We start from the raw sequence: 21669 nt of genomic DNA, 5'->3' as shown, positions 1-21669 counted from the left end.
GCACTTACCTCCCGTTATCATCTGGTCTTACAGGGTCCTGAGCCTCGGCCACAAGCTCATTACCTTTGTATCTTATAACAAAATATTTCTCATAATCGGGATTGCCCGGGAGAGGCCTCAAGTCATCCTCTGATTCGAAGAAGAGATGCGGGCCCCTGCTCTCGCGGCGCTGCATACAGACCAAAACCATGGCCTTGGCCACCAGCAAAAGGTTGAGGCACTCGTAGTATTCTATAAGGCCAAGGTTCCCGCGCTTCACCTCATACTGCTCCAGTTCCTCCAATCGCTGCCATGCCCTGGAAAGTCCCTCATACGTGCGAACTATCGAGACATAGCGTGCCATCAACTTTTGAATCTCCTGTTTTAGCTCAGAGGCATAGATGCTTCTTCCGGCGCCCTCATCCGCCTTGACAGCACCAGCCGCGCCATTGTACACAAGGATAAGCCCTTCCTTTTGTAGCCCCTCGCACATCTTATCTGTGATCGCCTTTTTATCCGGCAAAACCGATTTTGCGTAGCGTACCGCCTCTTCACCGGCGATCTTGCCAAACACCTGACAGTCCAGAAGAGCATTGCCACCAGGCCGGTTGGCACCATGCTGTCCCCCTGCACATTCGCCGGCAGCAAACAAGCCCCTCACCTCGGTATTGCCCTTTTCCCTTATCTTGACGCCGCCCTGGAAATGCTGTGCAGCCGGCACTATCTCTATCATTTCACCTTGTTCAAGGTCAATCCCGTTGTCCTTGAGCCACTGTATAGAGGCGGGATTGATCTCCTTAAGGCGCGCCAATGGACTGATTTCCCGCTGATCATCGGGCATAGTATTGTTGATCTCTTGTGCATACCGCTGCCGATTTTCGGTTTTCAGCTGGTCAAACTGAAATCCCTCTGGATTTCTGGAGAAGTCAAGATATACACGCCTACCCTTCATTATCTCCTTAAATACGGCGATGTCTATCTGGCTGGAGGCATGCTCACAGGATACAGGCCAGCTGGCGCCCTTCTCAAATACGACGTTGTGTACCTCCATCCATGTGGTGCCCTCGGGGAAATACTTGATCAAAAACTCTTCCCCCCGGTCGTTTACAAAACGCGGTACTGCCCTCATGAGGCTTCCTGAACACGCCAGCTTGGTCTTTACAGACGACAAACCAATTTGTATGAACTCCATGTTTACCAAAGATGCACCGGCCCGCAGCGCCAGGGCATATCCGTCACCTGTTGCACCGGGCGGATACACGTTGTGTTCAAAAACCTCTCCCCCGCCGCCGGTGCCCAGCACAACTGCCGGCGTGTCAAAGATGAGTATATCATCCGCCTCGTCAACCCCAATAGCACCTACTATTTCGTCATCCTCCACCAGGAGGCTCACTATCATGCTGTTTTCAACAACTTCAAGGTCCAGTTCCCTGGCCCTTCTGACCAGAGCCTCTTCAATATGGATGGCCGTTTTAGGCCCGGTATAACAGGCCCTGGCGTATTTTGAACCATCGGTGACAAATTGGTGGGCTTTGCCATCCTTTTTGACAAACGGTACGCCAAGGGAATCCAAATATTCAAAGGCCTCACAGGACTTTTTGGCCAGTATAACCGCCAGGTCATAATCGGATACCCTGCCGCCCAGCCTGTAGATATCGTCTGCATGATACCTCCATGCATCTTCTCCCCCCGGTTCGGTATGGGGCAGTGTAGCATGGAATGCCATTCTGTCCGAACACGAATTGGCAGTAGTACCCGTGGTACCCAGCTTGCCTTTTGTAACCAGGATCACCCCGCACTCGGGGTCAAGCTCCCTGGCTGCAATTGCAGCCCTGAGCGCCGCTCCTCCCCCGCCTACAACCAGCACATCGCATTTAAAACGCTTCATACAACATCACACCCTCCTATATATGAATTTTACACATGTTCGGCCAACCTGTTGCTCTGTATAGGCGGCTTACCTTCCCTTCCAGCTTTATATATAGGAGCGTAAATTTCGGCATCCCTTATGACACAGCCGGCTCTGCCGCCATCCCTCATTATCTCCGAGCACTTCCCGCAGGCAATGCAACACTTTCTCGCGTCCAATGCCCCCTTCTCAAGGATATCCTTCGCAAAGTCAGGATAAGCAAAGGCCATTCGGCCAAACCCGGCTATTTTGAACCATCCTTCTTTAACGCCACCGGCAGCTGCGTAGGGCGATAGATGGCGAAGCCAGCTGAGCCCCGACGATAGCACGACTATATCAGGTACGCTGTCTTGGATCATCTTTGCAACCCCGAGCATCCTGGCCACGCCCTCAAGCGGATGTTCTGGTGGGATATAGGGGCCACTGTCATAAGGCCTGTTGATGTGGGGATTATAGTATGGATTGCCACAGGTTACGTTGACCATCTTGACGCCTTTGTCCCGTAGGATTTTAACAAGCCGTATGGGCTCAGTCAGGTCAGGCTTCCTGTGGTCTTCTTTATCCACTCCCCAGCCATAGGGATAGGGTATAGCATCATAGACATTGAGCCTGAGAGTAATATCGATGGCATCGCCAAGGCGCTGTTTGATCTTGTCGACTATATTTATGAGGAAACGGGTTCGGTTCTCAAAGCTTCCTCCGTAATTGCCTTCTCTGGTAAATGCCGATAAAAGCTCCGAGTTCAAATACCTGTGACAGCTCTTGATATCCACGGCATCAAAGCCTATTTGGCTAGCCAGCTCAGCCGCTTCAACGAACTTGTCCTCCAGCTCCTCCAGTTGCTCATCCGAAATCACAGGATAGTCGTCAGGAAGATTGCCGTCGAGATATGGGTTTCTCGCAGCGATTATGGGAGCGGGTTTACCCTCCGGCTTGCTGTATCGGCCGGAATGTGTAAGCTGGATAACGGTATAAGGACGGTGGTTAGGTCCAAATTGGGATTTGGCAGCCTCCATTATGGTATCAAGGAGCCGTGCAAATCCATCTTTGTTCTGGCGGCATAGATACAGCTGTCGCGGATTGGCCCTTCCCTCGTGTACAACGGCAGTTGCCTCGATCCATATGAGCCCAGCTCCCCCTGATGCAAATCTGCGATAGCGCCGGAAAGTCAGCTCATCCGGCTCTCCAGATGGTGTGCCGTCACAGCCTTCCATCGGCTGCACAGCCATGGAGTTGGAAATGACCCTGTCCCCTATCTTAACAGGTTGTCGCAGCGCATCAATATCGGCGGATACAGGCATATGTATCCCCGGCGCCCTTATCTTGTCAGACAGGTCCTCCACGCTTTTCAGTTGAAATCTTTCATGTATTCCCACTATAGTTGACCTCCCTCTTTGCAAAGGTTTGTACAATCGTTTGCATAAAATATATATTCGATATCACACACCCTTTATTCCTTCTAAAAATAAATAAAAAATTTAAATTTATTTTATAACGGTCAATTCCCTATCAAAATTACAGAAGGTTATAAGGACGGCTCCGGCGAGCAACAGCAATAAGGCTATCAAATTGATCCTCAGCAGGAAATGCTCCACAAAGGTCCTCAGCAGCAATTCGATAGCATGGGACGGAAACTTGAGCAATGCAAGGCTTGACGCCCATTGCGGTATCATGCCATTGCTTAACAACATCCACTTTGTGGCCAGCGATAGTTCCAACATCACTCCCCCAGCTGACGCCATTGAGGCACCTATCCAAATCAATGATTGTTTTATTCCCTTTACAACCGCAACCAAAATCCCGGCCAGGGCCAAAAATATGGCAACGGTCCCCCACGATAGCCATTTAAAAACCCTTACAAATTGACGAATGACCCAGAAAAACTCCACTGATAAAATATCCTGGAAGCGTACACGTTCGGGTATTGGACCAAACCAGTAATTGATCATCTTATCCCTATTTTCAAGCTGGGCTTGGCTCATGTAATCATCCAAACGATCAAACAATTTGTACAGCGGTATAACGGGTAGCTGATCGCTTTTGCCTTTTAAAAACCTAAACAGATGTCCGCCCAAGAACAATACTTCATCCCTCAACCAATCTTCCGTCATGGCCTTTTCAAGGTAAGGAAGCGCTTCATGGCCATTGGGCAACTCTGTGTTCACTCTATTAAAAAGCCACTGCCTGATTTGGCCGTAAAATTGAGTTTTTTGGAAGACCTCGTCGTAAAATTTCACGCGCAAAAAAGTGATGCTAAACGCAATGCTAAGCCCAATAGCTACCAGGTTGATAGCTAAAATTACAACAAGCATTGCAGCGAACACAGCTTGTACTGTTCTCATACTTCTACCTACCTCATTTTTTATATTAACCCTTTGTTCTCTCAGTATCCCTATATACTTTATCTCAATAAACCAAGTGCATACATTATACATATAAATATTCTACCATAAAAGCGCAGCAATTTGACATAAAACTTTTAAAGGCTCTCATCAGTTTAGATGAGAGCCTTTAAAAGTTTACAAATCAAAGTTTACTACGCTCCAAAAAGCAGGCTTGGGCTTAAACTGTCTATCAAAGAGCAACGGGTAATTGGTTCGACCCTTAACCGGGAAGTTATTCAGCCACGATCCGCCATCATAATATCCCCAAAAAGTAACACGGCCTATAACATCTTTATAGCGCCTGTATAACCCGAATAGCTCGCCATACCGATCAGCCTGCAATTGCAATATATCATCCGACACGCCACCTCTGTATCTATCCTCCCTGTCACCCCATTTATACAGATCCATATCCAGTTCGCTTATGTTTACCTTTATTCCAAGTGAACTAAATTTCTTTATAGAGTTCTCGACTTCCTGTATGGAAGGATAATAGATGTTTATATGCGACTGCATGCCCACAGCATCTATGCGAATACCTTTTTCTTTAAGCCCTTTTACAAGGTTGTATATAGCCTCCCTTTTACCGGGCGTTTCCGTGTTGTAATCATTATAATACAGTTCGGCTTCGGGATCGGCTTCGTGGGCAAACTTAAAAGCCCATTCGATATAATCATCTCCTATGATCCTTCTCCACATGGTATCCCGTAAATCATAAGGAGGCGAGTCAGCTATGGCCTCGTTTACCACATCCCAACCATATACCTTACCCCTATAATGTCCAACCACCGTCTTTATATGCTCCTCCATCCTCTCTAAGAGCACTTCCCTGCTTACAAGGTTTCCATTAGCATCCTTGAATACCCACTCCGGCGTCTGCTGATGCCAAATAAGGGTATGCCCAACCACCCTCATACCGTTTTGCTGTGCAAACTCTACAATCCTATCTGCGTGTTCGAAATTATATACGCCGTCCTCAGGATGTATAGGCTGGAATTTCATCGCATTCTCGGGTGTAAGCACATTAAAATGTTTAGCTATAAGCTCTTTATCAGGGCTTTTTGATACTGCATCAGCACTTACAGCTGCGCCTATAGGAAAATAATCTCTATAGACCTCCTTTAAAGATGGTATATCTTGTATCATATTCTTGACCTCCCTCTTCACCTATTGTCTCAGCCTGACCAGTATTTTTATCAGATCCACTGACACACCCTGTAAGCAGCAGAATTAAAGCTATGGAGATGGCAGTAATATGCTTTATCATGTTCAACACCTCAAATTAGGAAGAACACCCCGCTTCAGGAGCAGACACCGTCTCGATCGAAACAGTGGGGCTTTCATACCTATTTATCAAAATAAGCAGCTACAAAGACAGCTGGAGAGTTCCAATATATAGCAATTTCATTGGTAGAATAGCTGCCTGCATCATCAATGAAAGCCTTTGCCGGCGGTGTACCAACCGGTATTTTCTCCTGCGCCGTAGGATCTTGCCTCCTGCTGTTTGGGCCACCCGACAGCATACCGGGTACCGGCTGTTCTATACCGTCAGCTGCCGAGGGCCTATGATGCGGGTGCATTATGGGATTGGACCCGAAACCAGTCACATAGCATTGGTTCAAAGCATTACGCCCCAATATATAGTGGAATTGGTCACGGGCTGCATTTATATACTCAGCATTTGAGGCTATAGCATTGGCTAATATAAGATGCATAGCCCTGTTCATAACCTCTCCATTGCTTCCCCAGTAATACTCATCAGGTCTTAATACCACTTTATATCCGTCATTTGACCATATATCCACCAATCTATCGGCTTCTTTTATAAATTGAGATCTTAGGTAATCATAAACAGTGCTGTCTACTTTATCTTGACCCATCATAAGATAAGAAACGGTACCGTAACCACCCACAGTAGCCCAGCCAAAACTGGCTTTTGAAAACGATGGATCACTATATGACGCTTTTATATAATCATGATATTTTTGTTCACCGGTGGCACAGTACAGCTCTACTGCTGCCCAAAACCTTTCATCGCGGTCATTGGAATCGCCATATTCTCCGGAATTTACTCCCGGCGGGTTCTTAAATCCCGGTACATCCGGATTAGCCTCGAGCCACTGCCATGCGTTTTGCGCAGCTTTTAGCATTTTTTCAGCAAATTCCTTATCTATTGATTTATAAACCCTGTATCCCATAGCCATTGCAGCAGCAAAGTCAGCAGTAGCCGTAGCCGAAATATGGTTTATATATCTTCTATCTTTATCAACCTCCGGCATTATAAAGCCAGGAAAGTTCAATGTGGCTATTTTATGGTAGACTCCATAGCTTTTGGGGTCCTGCATCTTTAGCATCCATTCGAGCTCATACCTGATTTCATTAAGTATATCCGGTATACCGTTACCGCTTTCGGGAATATTTATCTGCTCTTTAAATGCTTCTGGGAAAAGCTGGTATGCCAGCATAAGGTCGGCAACGGCTTTGGCTGCCGGTACAACATATTTACCATAATCACCAGCATCATGCCATCCCCCTGTGGTATCAATATGTTGATTTTGGTCGTCGTATATGTATCCGTCTTCAGCGTGGCACTTATCATGCTGCCATACGCCAGCATATTTACCTTCCAACGCCATACCACACCGCTGATAATAAAAGGCTTTAAGCAAAGCATTTTTGACATCCTTGTATGGCTTTTCGGCTATTGTAAATTCCGGCGACTTGAGGCCTTTACCCACTGAAATATAGTATATACCGGGTTGCCTAAGCCCTGAAAAATCACCATAGCAAACCGTATCCCCCGAAGATACATCTCTTTTCAGACCAGTAGCCTGGCCGGTAAATACAGTCTTACCGCTGGCTTTGTCTATGACATCAAAGCTATCAACCTCTCCTACAAATACGGCCATTTTGGGATCATCTATACCATAACCTATTTGATTCACCAATATCATCTCAGCCTCACTCTCCTTACCGTCACCAGCTTCACTTTCCTTATCATCGCCAACCTCGTTTGCATTTCCCTGCGTGGGCAATTTGGCTTCATCCACCTTATTACATGCCGTCAGCATGAGAGCAATCGACACAGCCACAGCGATAAAAAAGCTAAGCAGTTTTTTATACATCCCTCGGCCCCCATTCAACAAGGTATCAATGCGCGCAGCAGTGGTTCTTTCCATTGACCCGATATCGGATCATACGCACCAAACCCTGAACAAAACTCCCAGTATGCCCAGGCTATGCCACGCTCTTCTGCTGCTCTCGCTACAAAAGAAGTCCATCTGACCCTTGATTCCATATCAGCTTTGCTGTACGCTCCAAACTCACCCATAAAGAGCTGCCTTCCATGTTTCTTTGCCCAGTTAACCGCTTTATCAAGCTCATCTTCTATAAACTGCTTCTGCTCGTTAAAACCCTCCCATTTTTTACCGACAGGTGGCGATGGATTCACCCACCCTGCTCCTTGGTGGGTAAACCAAAATGGGGTGTAATAGTGAAATGTAACGATTATATTTCTATCCTCTTCAGGCAGTTTGAGATTTTCCAGTGCACTTATATTGTTCCAATTCCCCGGGCCTGCTATAATCACCCTGTCAGGGTTGCTCTTCCTTATAACCTGTATGGCCTCGGCCAGGTAATCATTCCAATATTGATCCAAAACCCCGTTGGGCTCGTTTAAAACTTCAAAATAAAGCGCGTTTGGATATGCTTTATAATGTTCGGCTATCTGGTTCCAGATACTTAAAAAACGCTCTTTTTGTCCCACCGGTTCTTTTATCAGTTCATCAAAGTGGTGTATATTTATTATTGTATACAGTTTTTGTTTAAGGGATTGTTCAACTACATGATCTACCCTGTGAAAAAATTCCTGATCGATAGTGTACGGCGGCTGAGCCGCGGCATGTGCCGACCATTTAATTGGTATTCTCACCGTATCAAAGCCTGCATCCTTTATTATTTTAAAATACTCATCTTTTATAGTAACGCCCCATTCGCCTTCAATAGGTGCTTCGAGGGCATCACCTATATTCATACCACGTTTCATGGCGAATACACCCCTTTTTTATTTTTTTACTATAAGTTGTCATAAAAATCAATATAAAATTGTTTAACTTGTAGAGAGGTCTTCTGCCCACACGAGCAGAAGACCTCTTTAGCTTATTCTGCTGACTCTTCGGTTTTTATGAGCTCCTCAGGGTTCTTCTTAAGAGCGTTGTCCAACAATGTCTGGGCCTGCTGTGCTACCTCGCTTATAGCCACTTGAGGCGTTTTGCTGCCGTTTTGTATCTCCGCCATAAATGTATAGGACATCTGCAAAACGTCATCAAATGAAGCAAACCAATCTACCTTGCTGAGTCCTTTATTTATTAACATCTCTATAACTTCTACTGATTTAGTATCGTACAATCTCTCAATATAATAATCCTTCCACTCTTCTGGATCCTCATCCGGATAAGGCTCAGTCATTTCATTCTGGAATATGGCCACTTGTTCAGGATTTTTGACCGTTGACGGTATAACATCGATGGTAAAACCTGAATACTGCGACACATAGTCAGTAGCCTTGGGACCTTTGGGGAATAACACAATACCATCTCATCTTTCATGCTATTCTTTATATCATCCACCATCCACCACTGGGTATACAGCATGGCTACGTTGCCGTTGGCAAAGCTCTGCCTCGGATAATCCCAGGGTGCTCCTTCAGGATTTACTTCTACCACCTTGTGTTTCTGTACAAAATCTTGCCATGTCTGCAATGCCTCCAAAGCATTAGGCGAATCCAGAACAAATTTTGGATGGTATGGATCGGATACATCGACAAATTGAGCATTATTTGAGAATACGAAGGCAGCTCCCAGGTCTATACCGGACAGACCCCATTGGTCAATCTTGCCATCGCCATCTTTATCCTTAGTGGCTTTTTTAGCGATCTCCAGCATCTTTTCCCAGGTCCATTCACCGTTGAAGAACAATTCGTACAGGTCGGGCAATCCTTCTCTCTCAAACAGCGATTTATTCCAAAACAGCACGCTTCTCGGGTATGTCTTACCTATAGCATAACCATATATTTTGCCATCAAAGGTACACCACTTCAGAAAATCTTGGTTCCATTTAGGCTCTGTGAAATCAAATATACCTTGTTTGGCAAATTCGTTGAGATCACAAAGGAATCCATTGGCTACTGCAGTGGGATAAAACCATCTGCTATCCAGCGTGACCAATTCACCTATAGAATCACCCGCCATTGCGGCGGTTATAAACTGCTGCAGATACTGATCCCAAGGTATATTGACATACTCTACTTTGCAGTTGTACTTCTTCTCCAGTTCCGTTCTCCTGGCTATCTGCCTGTCAGCTGCTGCCGAGGAACCAGGTTGCGGTTCAAGATTCTACCATGCGGTGTACCTTATGGTCCTGCCGCCAAAATCCGGTGGAGGTGCTTCGTCATCGGCTTTTTCACCTTCGGCTTCTTCACCATCAGACTTCTCGCCTTCGGCAGGCTGCTCTTTTTGATCACCTGTATCGTCTACAGCCGGCTGATTCCCACCGCCACAGCCTGCCATAACAGCCAAGAGTAACATTACAATGCTTAGCAATAAGGCAATTTTCTTTAACATTTTTACGCTCCCCCTTAAAAGTTATACTACAACAGTGGCAAAATTTAAGATAAAAACTGTCTCACATACCCATATCACCCCCTATCAAACAGCAAAACCAAAGCTATGGGGATCACATACCTGTCAACCCTGAACGCTCTATGCTTTCAACAAAGTAACGTTGAGCAAAGATGTATATTACGGCAAGCGGTATTACAACCAGTATGCTACCGGTATTATTGAGCATAGATGCATAAGCAGGGCTAAGATACACCATCATACCTAATTGCTCTGCAGAATAGCTCTTGGATACATTTGGTACCAACGAGCTGAGTGCGGTCGGCAAAACCCACAGTTTCTGCAAAAACAGTGATGAATAAAAAGTATCGGTCCACTGCCACACAAAAGAAAACAAGAACACGGTAACCATCATAGGTATGGCACCCGGGAGCATGATCCGGTAAAATGTCTTAAACGGTCCCGCACCATCTATATACGCGGCCTCTTCTAGATCTTTAGGTGCACCTCTGAAATGTTGGCGCATTATGTATATATACAACCCATTTTTTAAACCCATGCCAGTAGCTGACATAAAAACGAACGGCCAGTATGTACTTAACAAGTTCAAAGTTTCGCCCCTCAGCGCAGAAATGATGCCAAACACATCGAAAAACCTAAAACGCAAAAATAGCGGTATCATTATGGTTTGTGGCGGCACCACCAGTATAGCTATAACCAAACCAAACAACAAATTCTTCAATGGAAAATTAAATCTCGCAAAGCCATAACCTATGAGCGTACACGATATCAATTGCATGATGCTGGTCAACAGCGACAATCTCAGTGAATTCATGAAAGCTTCTGGATATCTCATATATTCCCAGACCGTCTCATAATTCTTTAACGTAAAATGTTTGGGCACATAGCGTACCGTCATATCGTACAGGTCCATCTCGTCCATTATAGAGACTGAAAACTTTACTATAAGCGGATAAAGTATAACGAAGCATATCCCCATCACCAATATAGTTCTAACCACCGACCACAATAATTGCCGTAGTCTGTATAGAGGGAAATAGCTGTATCTGGCTTTTCCCCTTGTTACAGCAGGCTGCCGTTCCATCGCCACAGAACTCATACTGTAAAACCTCCTAATCATTATTCTTGATAGAATACCCGCTTGGATATTATGCCTACGGCTACGCCCAGAATAAGCATTACGGTCACAAAATACACCCATGCAATAGCTGAACTGTAACCATATGACGATTCTTTAAAAGCCGCATCCATGATCATCTGCATCACCTGGTTAGTAGGCCTGGTAAAAGAGTCTATAATGGAATAAACTACATTCACCAGTATAAGCGGGCTGATCATCGGGAAGGTGATCTTCCAGAATTTTTCCCATCCCGTAGCTCCTTCTACTATTGCCGCTTCATATAACGAGGGCGATATTGTCTGTAGGCCAGCTAAAAATACCAGTATCTGAACGCCTGAAGCTGTGATCACTTCATATATATTATCTATGGCACCCGTTATATAACCGATAAATCGTGGGTCCATTCGTGATTGCATAAGCAGTCGTCTCAACTCCAATGCCTGCACTACGGAAGCGACCGCCCCCGTTGTGGCTTCCTCTTCAAAACTGCTCCTGGCCATGCTAATTAACATATCACTGTTCTCTATGGCTATTATAACGCCCGATGTCAGAATAACTGGCAGGAAAAATATGGCTCTGGCAAGGGCTCTACCCTTAAATTCCTGATTGAGCAAAGTAGCGGCAAAGAAGCTAAATATAACTATGAGAGGAACATCGGTTATCATTTGGGTTACTGCTTCCACCACTACCCTTCTGAAATTTGGATCCACCAGAAACGCTCTCCTGTAATTACCCAATCCCACATAATTGAGTTTATAGCCAGTCGTCGTTACCTCCAGATCATTAAAGCTGAATATAATGGACTGCACCAACGGATACACAAAGAACACTGCCAGGCCTATCAGAAACGGCGATATAAATATATAGCCGATTATGGCTTTCTTACCCTCTAAAGTAAGGCGACGTTTTGGTTTAACCTTCATCATTTATTGCCTCCCTCAAGTATTTTATAACTCTCAGCTTCTATAGTAATGCCGTCTATAGATACAGGCGCCTTGCTGTAATTTACGATAACGCTTTTTCCGCCCTCAAAAGTAACCTTATACACATCCTTGCCAAGCTTTTCATGATCAACGATTACTTTATCTTGTACATCAGCAAATGCCGCATTCATACGTTTATATAGTTCCAAAGCCTTGCTTAGCCATGCTTCATAATTCACTGAGTACAGATAATTATAATCCGAATCCTTTACCAGAGAATTTTCGCTGTATATCCATGTAAAATAAATGCCAGCAGCCGTTTCTGCCGTTTTTAAAATGGCCCTATTATAGTCACTGGCTAGGTTTATAGGCTCTCCAGCATAGGCAACATAACCATGAACTACTATTTGATAAAACGGTATGCTCTCATCTTCAATGCTGTATCCACTTGAATCCATCGGCATATTTAATATATGACTGGTATATGGCAAAGCATAATCGTTTACGCCATTAGCCATTATGCTTATCCCTTTTTCATTAAACCTTGCCATCTGCTCCACCATAGCAGCCTTGGCCTGCTCTCTATCTACAAACCTTTTTTCATAGAAATTGGAATTGAGGTCGCTGCCCATGGTTCTCAATGACACGCCTTTTATGTCTAATTCATCGTATTTATGCAGAAAAGACGAAATTATCGGACTTATACTCCTCGGATCAACTATATAGTAAGGTTCTTTAGTATTGTCATACATATTGGTAGCCGGATCAAAATCATAAACAAGGGCTACCTCCCTGTCTAGAAACCGGACTGCATCAGAACGCACGCTAAACCCATCAAAAATTTTATCCTTATAAACATACTCAAAACTCACATCCGGATAAAGCTCCAAACCGTTGTGGTAAACAAAGTTTATAAGCTTTTCAAAGCCTTTTTGGCCGCCAAGCTGTGATTGCAAATGTATATCACTGGGCAAAGAATGCCTTATACCGCCATTGAACCAGCCGGTATACTTCAATTTTATATTTGAAATACCCGCAGCTATAATTTTATTCGTTATCTCAATAGCTTGTTCATACGTCGTAAGTGGGACAATACCCCTTACAGGTACTCCAGCCACCGGCTTTATTTTGTCGATGGCTCCCACCAGTTCAAGATAAAAGGGAATTCCTTCTCCTTTTTTTATCTTCTTAAGCTGGCCATGCTCTAGCAGATATTCCCTGTAGTTTTTAGCCATGCCCACATAATCGGCATCATCTCCGGACAAAAAGCTGTACCTTATTTTAAAAGTGCCTTCGTACATCCTGGGTTGGTACGCCATCACGACATTGTTTCCCGCCATGGCCGTCAGGTCTATTGTATCGTTAGCAAGCGTTGTGAATTCCACACAAACCGTATTGTATGAATTTATCCTGCCGCTCACATCGGCTATGATACTGGCAAATGCACTGCCTTCTTCAATGATGCCGAACAAAGCATTGCTGCCTTTTTTTATGCCGAATACCGGTAGATATACCTGTTCACTCCTTTCAAATATCTCTTCCTGCTTTATAGCGCGGTCCTGCCCGTATAAATACCCTATGTACGGCCGGCTGGCACTTTTACCGTTGTTCATGTTTATAAGCGCCCCGGAACCGTCAGGTACCAGCATATAGCCGTTCTCCTCTTTGTTGCCCGCTCCGAAAAACTCCAATACCCTTATCTGTGTCAACGGATATGAGGGATCGTATATCACCTCTTTGGTATCTATGGACACGACGAGGTTTTTACCATCAAGCTTATATTCAAGCGGCACAATAAATACATCTTTATTGGCTTCCTTGGGCGGCACATTATTTTCTACGTGATCCCTATTTAAATCTTCAATGGTGTAACCCGTTGCCCTGAATATCTCATCCAATTGTTGCATTACAAGGTCATTGAGGTTTGGCCTCAATTCATAAATATCGTGTTCCTGCAGCATCGGATATTTGTTTAACAAGTCTTGCTTTTCACCCGGGTCATTTATTTCCTCTAGCGATATAAGCCTGTACCTTCTCTCAAGCACGCTCCTATCTGATTCCTCAGCCACTTTATCCAATATCTGTTCAAATCTTTCAGCACTTATTGCCTGGGGAACAAGTAACAGCTTTTGAACCTTACCTATGGTATAAGTTATCTTTACACCATTATTGATCTTTAAGACCTCAAACTGGTTATGAACTATACTATCATTAAAATTGTCCATCTGCTGCCTTTGGGCGGTGGGCGTATAATAGGTTATACTTATTTGAGAGCTTAGCTTGCCTTTATTAACGCCTGTGGCAATAGCATCTTGTTCTCTGTCAGGGGGATTGGTATACCATATATACCCTGAGCTTTTATCTTTTATAGCCACTTCAGTGGTCTCCGGATTAAAATACATGGCCAAAAACTGGTTTTCAGCAATAAGCTCCATACCCAAAGATATTGGATTTTGCTGCTTTCCTGTATCACCCGCATGTTCTTCCACCGCGGGCATATCCTGTGCCGTATAAGCCACATCCGCAAGCAAAACTACAAATAGGATAACAAGCAGCATCGCCATACATTTCTTCATATACCCCACCTCCCTCTAAAGCCTAAATGCTATCTCCCTGTATATCGTGTATACAAAGGTGATAATCTGCTGGAGTAGATCAAATACCAATAAACCTATGAATGTGATAAGTCCCATGCCTACAATGGTAAGTACCGACGTGCCTATGGTTTTTCTCATGGTATACTGGTGCGTGATCATAGTGCCCAGCACAATCAGCAAGCCGCACCAGAATACGGCCAGCTGTGCAAAAAACGTATAAAATGCACCCTCTTCAGCCGTTATGATATGGCTAAACGGTATAAGCAACAAATTTATTAAGATAAGAGGCACAGTGGCATAAGCAGTAGTTATGATAATATCTGTAAAACTACCCTCACCATCCATCAAAGTGGTAAGGCACCAGTTGGCTATGCACCATAAACCGTATGGTATCATGACGCTGGATATTTCGATAAACAAATTTAATCTCTTAGGATCGTTGGTATTAAATATAAAACCGGTAAGCTGTCTTCTTAAAACGAAAGTCACTACAAGCAATACAATTATTATACCGGCAGCCGGCAAGCTGCCCCTCTTCTCATGCTTCAGAGCCCAGAAACCATCAAATGGATGGAATATCACATAAAATGCATAGCCAAGGCTATCCAGCAGCTTGTTGCCCCTTTTAAATATCTTATCTCTGTATTTCGATATAAGCCATACGGCTGCTGTTGCAAGTACTATACCGCCGACTATCCAGCCAAAATTCTGCTCTACCGTCTTCTTTCTATAGTGTTGAAAAGCCTTGGAATATAGATCGCGTTTATTGCCCAATCGAAAACATTCCATGGCTTCAGCAAAGCGATCCTGCCTGAGCAGCGATTTACCCAGCCCTATGTAAGCCAGCTCGTAGTTAGAATTATAACGCAAGACTTGCCGCCATTTATCAGACGCCTCTTCATACTTGCCTGTATGATGCAAATACAAAGCCTCGTTTATAAGAGAACCATATTCCGTTATAGAAAACACCGTTATGTTATTCAGCTTAGAATCCAGCACCAGTATCTTACCCCCTAATCTCTCTATAGCGGCGGGGCTTTTGAATGTACCCACCTGCTCTCCTATGCCGCCGAAAACATATAGAAGATTCCCATCATTATCATATGTAAATATACGCCCCCTTTTCCTATCCAACACGCTGTATATGCCAGTGGTGCTATCCACGACCACATCTACCAGCATGGATGCGCCTCTCACAGACCCTATATACGGAAACCTTATGTCGCCAACCGGCGGGAAAAAGCCACGCCTTCTTAAAACATCGGTACCGGTTAAATTTAAACGCCTTACAGGCGCTACCCTGTCATCCGCGCTCCGGAAGTTAATGGCATTTTGTATATCTGAATCGCTTAAAGCGCTGGTAGTAACATACAGAAAGCCTTCATCATCTATATAGATGTTATTGTATTCTGTAGGAACAAAAAGCACCATGCCTGCGCGCTGCTCCCTAGTGGATATCATCTTCCATATGTAATCTGCTATATTAGGTATTACCCTGCTGGCCCCCATATATCCCTGAAAGCTTCCATCAGCATTTAATTCTATTATGCCCTGATTTACATTCTGTGCTATAACGTATATCCTCTTGGCCTCATCCAATACAAGTTTCATAGGCTTATACACAAAATCAGCAGGTATTATATCGGCCTTAGGCGGGCCTATTTCCCTTATGAATTCACCTGATGGCCCCAACTCGACAAGCCGGCCGTTGTCGGTATCAGCCACATATATGTGCCCATCCTTGGTAACATACAACCCCTGTGGATTTTTGAAAGTATCGCTTTTCCCATTATTCTCAAACGATTTGATTTCAGCCAATACATTCCAATTTTTATCAGTAACTATTATTCTATTGTTACCCGAGTCAGCTATATAAACCCTTCCATCCCGGCTTACGAAAAGATCGCTAGGTGTATTTAAATCCCCTATGCCCAGTGTAGACCCATCTATAATATTCTCAGGCAGGTAAGCATGAGGTGCATACACCACATTACCCCAATAATCATATGTATAGCTTTCATATGCTGGAGCTGCAGAGGCAAATTCAGGAGGAAAAATCAACAGACATAACAATACAGCCAATAAACAATGCATTTTTACCCTCATACCGACACTCCTCTATTCTTTTATTCCCGAAGTGGTCATGGTCTGAATTATATTGCTCTGTGTTATGATAAATAAGGTAATAGGCACAGTCATCATAAGCAAAGCCACAGCAGCAGCCACACCCGCCCTGGCAATACCGCCAGCCAGTATCTGTTGGAGGGCGAAAGGCAGTGTCTTCAACTCTTCACTGTAAATGTAAGTACCTCCTGTAGTATTCCACAAATTTTGAAATACAAATATAACTAATGTAAGCCATGCCGGTTTAACGGTGGGCATAGCTATCTGCCAAAATACACGAAACTCGCTGGCCCCATCTATCCTGGCGGCTTCCAGCAACGAATCGGGTATTTGCTCCATAAACTGCTTCATCAAGAATAATCCCAAAGAATAGGCCAGTTGAGGTATTATGATAGCATAATAGGTATCTATCCACTTCAAAAAGGACATAATCAGATAGCTTGGTATCGCAGTAACATGGTATGAAAACATCAATGATGCTACCACAATACTAAAGAACAAAGTCCTGCCGGGGAATTTGTGCTTAGCTAAAACATATGCCGCCATAGAGGCTACTACGACATGTCCTACTGTCCCCACCACCGTTATGAAGACGGTATTTAATATATATCTTGAAAAGGGAACCCATGACTGCTGCATCAAAATGAAGAGGTCTTGAAAATTCTCCAGTGACGGATTCCTTACAAAAAAGCGCGGTGGGAATAAAAATATCTCATCCAACGGCTTAAAAGCATTTGATATAGCATATATAAGCGGTAAAGCGAAGAACAAGCCGAAAAAGATCAAAATTACAATATTTGTTATATCGCCACTTAAAGAACGGTTTGGCTTTCTCTGTTTTAGTCTTATCCTCACCTTTACCATATCAGTTGCCTACCTTCCTCAATAATCTCTGTACAATCCAATTGGTGCCTACCATAGCAATGAACAACAACGTAGCTATGGCAGAAGCGGTTCCCATTTCAAATCTTATATTGCCATAGTCCACAAGATGCGATACCACGGTGTGCGCAGCGTAATCTGTACTAGGGAAACCGACCAGTGGTACAAGTATTTCATGTATGGCAAACGATGAAGTTATGGACATAACAGCGCCGAAGAGCAGCTGTGGTTTCATTGAAGGCAGCGTTATATACCACAGTTCCTGCCACCTATTTTGTATGCCATCTACATATCCTGATTCATAAAGCGTATTATCTATACTTTGCAGTCCTGCTATGAATGACAAAAATCCCGTACCCAGGCTCATCCACAGTACCACTATTATAGCAGCTGTTCGCATATAAGAAGGGTCGGTAAGCCACTGGATCGGCTCATATATAATACCAAACCTGATAAGCATACTGTTTATATAGCCATAGGCATCGCCGCTGAACAGCGTATTCCATATTATATATGCCTGCCCAGAAATGGTAGGAGCATAGAATATGACCACCATTATAGCTCTTATCTTGGGAGGCAACTCATTTATCATCCACGCAAAAAACAGAGCTGCAAAATACCCGATAGGTCCAGTTATAGCTGCAAACAAAAAGGTGTTTTTCAGTGCAATCAAGAACACTTCATCATCTAAGAGCAAATTTATATAATTCTGAAATCCAATCCATTTAGGCGGTTCGAGTATGCTGAAGTAGGTAAAACTTAATCCCATTGACACCAGTACGGGTATAACAGTAAATACCGTGAATATTAGCGCATACGGTGCAAGGAACATATAAGAGACCTTATTCCTCTTTACCTCTGCCCACGCATAACTTATCCTTGTCTTAATGGGTATTTTGGTATTAGGTATTATAACAGCAGCCATTTTTTCACCTTCCCGTATTATTTTTTAAATCTTCCAACGTTGGCAGCCCAAATTCAATGCGCTTGTTGGTGATCTCTTCATTTATCACGCGTACATAATCCAGTATGGTCTCTCTCGGGTCCTCCCCGCCGTATACGACTTTCCTAAAAGCATTATCCAAATGCCTCGGCATAAAATACCCACCCGGAACTTCTGGATTGCCTTTAACCCACTGCCACTGCTCCATCAAATTTTTATAATCCTTAACAAGGCCATGGCAATTTTTCTAAAGCCTCTATGTTAGCAGTTGGATACCTGCCTGCTGCCCCTAGAAGACTTTCCATCTCTCGGCCAAAGCGTTCCTGGGCCTCGGTGCTGGTCCACCACTTTAAAAATTCCCATGCAGCGTCTTTATCCCTCACGCCCCTCACAATCATGGCTGCCGTCCCACCGCTGGGCACCGACCTGTCTATAGAACCATCAGGTTTTTTCATTCCGGGCACGGGTGCAAAGTCCCATAACCCTCTTATTTCAGGTGCAAATACAGATAAGAAATTATACGTCTGATAATCAGCTATGCCAATGGGCATTTCACCAATTCTAAACCTGTTAGCAAAATCGTACTGTACAGGGAACTTATAGTTTACATACAGCTCCGTCCACATCTTGAAGGCTTCGATAGCCTCCTCTTCACTCAAAGCAGTGGATATACCGTCTTCTCTATAGAGTTTACCGCCCATTTGATACAGGAGCATGGTAAACGATGTCATGCCTGCGCCTGGCGTTTGTGTGGTAGAAATTGGTATGCCAAAATCCATGTGATTTTTCTGTATAACCGGCAATATATTGAATACATCTTCCCAGGTTTCCGGTACCTGCAACCCGAGCTCTTCTAATATATCAGTCCTATAAAAAAGCATCGGAAAACTCTGGGTTTCTGGAAGAGCAAAGACACCGTTATTAAACCTATATGGAACCAAGGCACTATCATGGAATCGTTGTGCCACCTCATAGAAATCCTCAAACTGAGTAAGATCTATAGCAGCACGCCGCGTAGCAAAGTTGACGGGATCGCCGATGCCTAGTTGTAATGCAACATCCGGCCCTATACCTGCCACAACGGCGGGCAACAGCGTACCCGGCTGTACCAACTCCAAATTTACTGGTATACCGGTTCGTGGTGTAAAAGTATCGTCTATGATCTGCTTTAACACCTGTGCCTGATCCCTACCGGTCTGAATCCATACCTTTAAAGCTTCTCCACTGTATACATTGCCTACGCTGTTATAGTCTTCGGTAAAAGATGCTATAAGCGATCTCACCTCATGAAAAGCTTTTTGAATAAAGTTAGTGCTCACTGCCGGAAGCTGCTGTGTCGGGGATCCCAGCCATATATAATCTATCTCGAGCGGCTGTTCTCTGGCCGACAATATCCATGTACCAAGACTCCCTATATTAGTTTTGAAGTCATTAAGCATCCTAGGTATCCGCTCTGGCCTTCTTGCCATATCCTTGAGCTGATACGACAAGCGATAAAGTATAGCACTTTGAGAACCCCTCTGCCCAGTATAGGCTATCAGCTGTTGCGCCATTTTATCTATTATATCTCCCTGTTCGTCCAATTCTTTTATTACATCAGGGATCTGCTGTTCGAGTTGATAATCCCTATACGGATCCGGAGTGGGAGTGGTCACCATTATGATCTTCCTGTAAGCCTCGTTTAGTCGATACAGGCTGGATTCTACGGTGCGTATAATCTCTGCGAGATCGCCCAACGTAACCTCTAGCTTTATCTCGTGTTCTCCTTTTTCGAGATAAAACAAACACGGTTTGCCATTATCATCTGTCAGCTCATACATCACCCAGTCGTTTTTATATTTAAATTTTAGGTTTTCGGCTTCAGTAAATGGAACTTCGCCATCGATCAAAAGCCGTCTATTACTAAATGAACCTCTCACCATATTCTGCCGCACTTTGAATGCCAGCCTATACAGCCCATCTTCGGGTACATTTACTTTCCATACAATCCATTGACCGGGCAGGTTCCACCTGTAGCCACCTATGGTATTTAAGCGTATTTTGGAGGGATGATACGGTTCGGTAGAAGGTGATGCTCTGTCATATACAGGATAAAGCGTTGGATCGGACTTTAAATAGGCATGTTCACCCTGGACTTTGATGGGAGTACCTTCATAATTCTTATAACCTTTTTTCTGATATGCATCAGCTATCTGCTTATACGGCAGGCTTTTAGGCGCTTGCTCTATAGTGATGGATTTTATGGCCATGGGCTCTTTAACCGATACCAGCCTTATAGTATTTTCTCCCGCTTCAAAATAGAAGTAATAAGGCTCATTATAATAGCCCATATAATCCTGGAAATAACTTTGCTCCCATCTAGGGGATTCTGCTTGGCTTGGGCGCATATCGTTACCTCGGTTATCTTGCTTTATAGGCTCCGCATCGCTCCATACCCTTGAAAAGGTAAGGTGCCCTGCCCCAAAGAAGGGCAGCTTGCCATTTATCCACAATTCCCTCTCAATGGATGAACCTCTACCCTTTATGGGATAATACTCGATCTTTATATTGTATAAGCCTGCTTTATTTATATTTACTTTCCACTCGATATATCCCTCTTCATCAGTTTTAACCGCTTTGCCTGGGATTCCTCCAAGCCCTTCAACAATATCGACAGCCGGCTCGGCAGCTATAAAATCAACCGCATCTATAGTTATGCTCTCATCAGGATATGGCGCATCTTTATGTTGGGATAGGTATACCTCATAGTCATCCCTTATATTTACTGCAGCAAATCCTCGCTTACTTTCATTCTGTGCTCGGGAAACATTTGTCTTGGGGGTTATAAAACTGGAAAACATCAATAAAAAAATTGACAAAGCCAAAACGAAGCCCATCCTTGCTGCACTTTTAAAATCCATTTCCCCTACCCCCTGTTTACAACTTTTAGATCTTTGGTTAAACTGATTATTGATCTGGCAATATAATCAATATGATCCATAAGTCCGGTAATATGATACAATTCCATAGAAAGCATGTTAGCTGCCAGACTTTCTGGCTTAGGTAGGTAATAAAAATAAATTGGATGTTTGAGCTGTCAATAGTCTGTGAAAATGTCACCTCAAAAAGGATAATTTTATTCAGTAAAAATGTCAACTATGGGTTTTAAAAAATATTACAGAGATAATTT

Annotated in this window: 17 protein-coding genes; all 17 read right to left on the bottom strand. The window is 43.9% G+C overall.

Features of this window, described 5'->3' with window-relative positions; genetic code table 11:
* Window positions 1–4 precede the first annotated feature (4 nt).
* Window positions 5–1867: an FAD-binding protein gene (locus BM241_RS07105; protein ID WP_092282372.1), complete on the bottom strand. Its 1863-nt coding sequence runs from the start codon at window positions 1865–1867 to the stop codon at window positions 5–7.
* 29 nt (window positions 1868–1896) lie between these two features.
* Window positions 1897–3264: an oxidoreductase gene (locus tag BM241_RS07100; protein WP_242948303.1), complete on the bottom strand. Its 1368-nt coding sequence runs from the start codon at window positions 3262–3264 to the stop codon at window positions 1897–1899.
* Window positions 3265–3372: 108 nt separating this feature from the next.
* Window positions 3373–4230, bottom strand: a complete 858-nt coding sequence (locus BM241_RS07095) for a hypothetical protein (protein ID WP_143094065.1) — start codon at window positions 4228–4230, stop codon at window positions 3373–3375.
* A 177-nt stretch (window positions 4231–4407) separates the two neighbouring features.
* Window positions 4408–5418 carry an endo-1,4-beta-xylanase gene (locus BM241_RS07090; RefSeq protein ID WP_025746830.1) on the bottom strand — a complete coding sequence of 337 codons (1011 nt, stop codon included), beginning with the start codon at window positions 5416–5418 and terminating at the stop codon, window positions 4408–4410.
* A gap of 200 nt (window positions 5419–5618) precedes the next feature.
* Complete coding sequence (locus BM241_RS07085) at window positions 5619–7397, bottom strand: glycoside hydrolase family 9 protein (protein ID WP_207648980.1); 1779 nt, start codon at window positions 7395–7397, stop codon at window positions 5619–5621.
* 14 nt (window positions 7398–7411) lie between these two features.
* The gene (locus tag BM241_RS07080) at window positions 7412–8317 is read right to left on the bottom strand and encodes a glycoside hydrolase family 5 protein (protein WP_025746832.1); all 906 of its coding nucleotides are present in this window, start codon (window positions 8315–8317) and stop codon (window positions 7412–7414) included.
* A 113-nt stretch (window positions 8318–8430) separates the two neighbouring features.
* The gene (locus BM241_RS07075) at window positions 8431–8739 is read right to left on the bottom strand and encodes a hypothetical protein (protein ID WP_092282371.1); all 309 of its coding nucleotides are present in this window, start codon (window positions 8737–8739) and stop codon (window positions 8431–8433) included.
* Complete coding sequence (locus BM241_RS07070; RefSeq protein ID WP_242948305.1) at window positions 8736–9602, bottom strand: extracellular solute-binding protein; 867 nt, start codon at window positions 9600–9602, stop codon at window positions 8736–8738. Before BM241_RS07070 ends, BM241_RS07075 begins: the two co-directional genes overlap by 4 nt.
* A 63-nt stretch (window positions 9603–9665) precedes the next feature.
* Window positions 9666–9893: a hypothetical protein gene (locus BM241_RS07065; protein WP_025746834.1), complete on the bottom strand. Its 228-nt coding sequence runs from the start codon at window positions 9891–9893 to the stop codon at window positions 9666–9668.
* A gap of 112 nt (window positions 9894–10005) precedes the next feature.
* Complete coding sequence (locus tag BM241_RS07060) at window positions 10006–11010, bottom strand: carbohydrate ABC transporter permease (protein WP_035145970.1); 1005 nt, start codon at window positions 11008–11010, stop codon at window positions 10006–10008.
* Window positions 11011–11030: 20 nt separating this feature from the next.
* A complete protein-coding gene (locus BM241_RS07055) occupies window positions 11031–11957 on the bottom strand; it encodes a carbohydrate ABC transporter permease (protein WP_207648979.1) in 927 nt (308 codons plus the stop codon).
* Entirely contained in the window at window positions 11954–14530 is a 2577-nt protein-coding gene (locus BM241_RS07050) for a DUF5696 domain-containing protein (RefSeq protein ID WP_025746837.1), read from the bottom strand. The genes BM241_RS07055 and BM241_RS07050 overlap by 4 nt, the downstream gene beginning before the upstream one ends.
* 15 nt (window positions 14531–14545) lie before the next feature.
* A complete protein-coding gene (locus BM241_RS07045; RefSeq protein WP_025746838.1) occupies window positions 14546–16657 on the bottom strand; it encodes a YIP1 family protein in 2112 nt (703 codons plus the stop codon).
* A 12-nt stretch (window positions 16658–16669) separates the two neighbouring features.
* The gene (locus BM241_RS07040; RefSeq protein ID WP_092282368.1) at window positions 16670–17539 is read right to left on the bottom strand and encodes a carbohydrate ABC transporter permease; all 870 of its coding nucleotides are present in this window, start codon (window positions 17537–17539) and stop codon (window positions 16670–16672) included.
* A gap of 1 nt (window position 17540) precedes the next feature.
* Window positions 17541–18482, bottom strand: a complete 942-nt coding sequence (locus BM241_RS07035) for a carbohydrate ABC transporter permease (RefSeq protein ID WP_092282367.1) — start codon at window positions 18480–18482, stop codon at window positions 17541–17543.
* 4 nt (window positions 18483–18486) lie between these two features.
* The gene (locus BM241_RS12650; RefSeq protein ID WP_207648978.1) at window positions 18487–18711 is read right to left on the bottom strand and encodes a hypothetical protein; all 225 of its coding nucleotides are present in this window, start codon (window positions 18709–18711) and stop codon (window positions 18487–18489) included.
* Window positions 18712–18724: 13 nt separating this feature from the next.
* Window positions 18725–21400: an extracellular solute-binding protein gene (locus BM241_RS07030; protein WP_207648977.1), complete on the bottom strand. Its 2676-nt coding sequence runs from the start codon at window positions 21398–21400 to the stop codon at window positions 18725–18727.
* Window positions 21401–21669: the final 269 nt, after the last annotated feature.

Origin of the sequence: Caldicoprobacter faecalis (genome assembly GCF_900115765.1) — a bacterium.
Taxonomy (GTDB): Bacteria; Bacillota; Clostridia; order Caldicoprobacterales; family Caldicoprobacteraceae; genus Caldicoprobacter; species Caldicoprobacter oshimai.
The sequence above is the reverse complement of the archived record's forward strand: the minus strand, read 5'-3'. Positions and strand labels throughout refer to the sequence as shown.